Genomic DNA, 2,585 nt, shown 5'->3' with positions numbered 1-2,585 from the left:
ATTTGTAAATGTATATAAATAAAATTACTGTTAAAAATAGCTGTAAGATTAAGTCTTATGGCTATTTTTATGCCAAAAAATAACAATGTATAAAAAGGTATTGTGTGCTACACAGTACTATGCTATTATAATAAACAAGTATTGTGTGTTGCACAGTACTTGGTGATTAATATTTAAGAAAGGAGCAATTAATGAATACTCAATTTAGAAAAGGCGTACTTGAAATTTGTGTCCTTACATTAATATCTAAAAAAGATATGTATGGATATGAAATAGTTCAAAATATATCAAAAGTAATTGAAGTAAATGAAGGAACAATATATCCAATACTTAGGAGACTKACWAAGGAAGGATATTTTGAAACATACATACTTGAATCAAATGAAGGTCCAGCACGAAAGTATTATAAAATAACTCAAGATGGAATTGAAAATTTAGAGAGACTTAAAAAAGAATGGAATGATTTTGTATACGCAGTAAACATATTTTTAAATGATTAAGGAGGAACAAAGTTGAAAAAAGAAGACTTTTTAGAAATATTAAGAGATTATCTTAAGAAAGGTTTTTCTGAAGATGAAGTTAGAGATATATTAAGAGACTATGAAGAATATTTCATAGATGGAATAATAGAAGGTAAAAGTGAAATGGAGATAATAGAAGGTTTAGGATCTCCAAAGGAAATAGCAAATGAGCTTTTAGCTGAAAGTAATATAAAAAATGAAAATAAAATTAAAGGTAAAGCAGAAAGATTTTTTATAGGAGCAAAAGGAAGATTTAAGTCAGAATTAAATAAATTTAAAGTAAATTTAAACGATATTAACCATGTAAAATCAAGAAAGAAAATAAAGTTATTACAAATATTAATTACTATAATATTAGCACCATTTATATTAGGAATATTAGTTTCAACTATAGGGGCAGGTATAGTACTTATAGGTTCATTAATAGCATTAGTTGTAGGAACACCTTTTGCAATTAGTTTAGCAAATGTAATGCCAGAACTTAAAATGATAATTATATTTGGGTTTATTGCTTATATAGGATTTGAAATACTAATATGGCAATTATTCATTGCTGTTGTTTCACTAGAAAAGAAAGCATTTAGAAGATATAAAACATGGCTTGAAACAAATCAATTATATATAGATGCAAGCAAAAAGAAAGAAAAAAAGAAAAAGTAGAATACAAAGAGGATAAAAATGGAGGAGAATTAGATGAATAAAAAGCGTATAGTTACAGGTATTGGTGTAGTTCTTCTTACTACTGGTATTATAGGCGGTATATGCTCAGGAATAGTTGCAATTCCTAAAGTAATAAATAATGTTAAAATAGAACAAAATAATTTTAACAAGGAAGAAGTTTTATACAATGGTGATGTTAACTTAAATAAGTTAAATATAGATGTTAAAAGTAGTGATGTTACTATAACAAAGTATGATGGAAAAGAAGTTGTAGTTCAAAGAAATGGAAATAAAGGTTTAAGCACTATAACTACTAAAGAAGATAACAATGAATTAACTATAAATGAAGATACTAAGTATAATAATAATTTATCTAAAGGTATAGATGATATAGTTAGATATTTTGTAGATGAATTATATACACCACAAAATTCAAAAATAACAGTTTATGTTCCAGACAATATAGATATAAATGTTAATACAAATAATGGTAGATTATATGTTAATGATATTAATGCTAATAGTTTAAATTTTAATACTTCATATGGAAGTATATCATTAAATGAGAATAGTAATATTAATAATTTAAATATAAAATCTAATGGTAGTATATCTTTAAAAGTAAGAGAAGTATATTGTGTAGAGAACTTAAMTRWARAWWSMAWTTTAAATGATGAAGCACAAATTCCAGATAGTGTTAAAATACTTATAAATAAAAATTATTATTCTATAGACCCTGAAGATTCTATAGAGATAAATACAAATTTACCAATAGCTAAAAATTTAGATATTACTTCAAATGAAGGTGTGGATTTAAATTTACCAATAGCAGATTATAAGTTTAATTTTGATATAAAAACTTCAAATAATATATATTTTGATAATGAGAGTATAAATAAATATTTAAATAAATATTTAGGTACTTCTTTAGAAAACAACTTAAAATATAGAGATGATGAATATATACTTAATCAAAGTAGCTTAGAAGGATTAATAAATGAAAAACTTATTGATAATCCAAATGAATACCTTGTTAATATAAGAAGTGCAAATGTAGAATTTAAATAATTTGTTACAAAGTGGATAAATATGAGTATATTGAATTTAAAGTAAATTAATTGGAGGATAATATGATGGATAAAGATAAAAAAGTATGTTTCTGCTTTAATGTAACAGTAGGGGATATAGCAAAAGCTATAGAAGATGGCGCTGATTCTTTAGGTGCAGTTCAAATAGCAACAAAAGCTGGAGCTGGATGTGGAAGATGTAGCTCAAATGTAGAAAAGGTAACTTTAGAGTTATTAAACGAACAAAAATAATTAGTTAGATAGCCTGTCGGAAAAATTGACGGGCTATTTTTATTGTATAGATGTTAATTAATGGAAAKATATGGTTGCAATAACA

The 2,585-nt window shown here is 24.7% G+C and carries 3 protein-coding genes and 1 pseudogene; all 4 read left to right on the top strand.

Annotation, left to right across the window (positions count from 1 at the left end):
- The first annotated feature begins 191 nt into the window (after positions 1–191).
- The 4 genes and pseudogenes from G3997_RS06085 to G3997_RS06070 all read left to right on the top strand — a co-directional run bounded on the left by G3997_RS06085 (position 192) and on the right by G3997_RS06070 (position 2,500).
- Complete coding sequence (locus G3997_RS06085) at positions 192–500, top strand: PadR family transcriptional regulator (protein ID WP_296644445.1); 309 nt, start codon at positions 192–194, stop codon at positions 498–500.
- A gap of 12 nt (positions 501–512) precedes the next feature.
- Positions 513–1,181 carry a DUF1700 domain-containing protein gene (locus G3997_RS06080; protein ID WP_296644440.1) on the top strand — a complete coding sequence of 223 codons (669 nt, stop codon included), beginning with the start codon at positions 513–515 and terminating at the stop codon, positions 1,179–1,181.
- A 33-nt stretch (positions 1,182–1,214) separates the two neighbouring features.
- Positions 1,215–2,249, top strand: a pseudogene (locus G3997_RS06075) (DUF4097 family beta strand repeat-containing protein).
- A 65-nt stretch (positions 2,250–2,314) separates the two neighbouring features.
- The gene (locus G3997_RS06070) at positions 2,315–2,500 is read left to right on the top strand and encodes a (2Fe-2S)-binding protein (RefSeq protein WP_296644437.1); all 186 of its coding nucleotides are present in this window, start codon (positions 2,315–2,317) and stop codon (positions 2,498–2,500) included.
- Positions 2,501–2,585 lie beyond the last annotated feature (85 nt).

It is taken from the genome of Romboutsia sp. 13368 (genome assembly GCF_018336475.1).
Lineage (GTDB): Bacteria > Bacillota > Clostridia > Peptostreptococcales > Peptostreptococcaceae > Romboutsia.
This window is presented reverse-complemented; position numbering and strand designations above follow the sequence as displayed.

What these genes read in the sequence shown, in the direction of transcription:
- G3997_RS06070 (WP_296644437.1), top strand. Translation starts at nt 2,315, where the DNA reads ATGGATAAAGATAAAAAAGTATGTTTCTGCTTTAATGTAACAGTAGGG.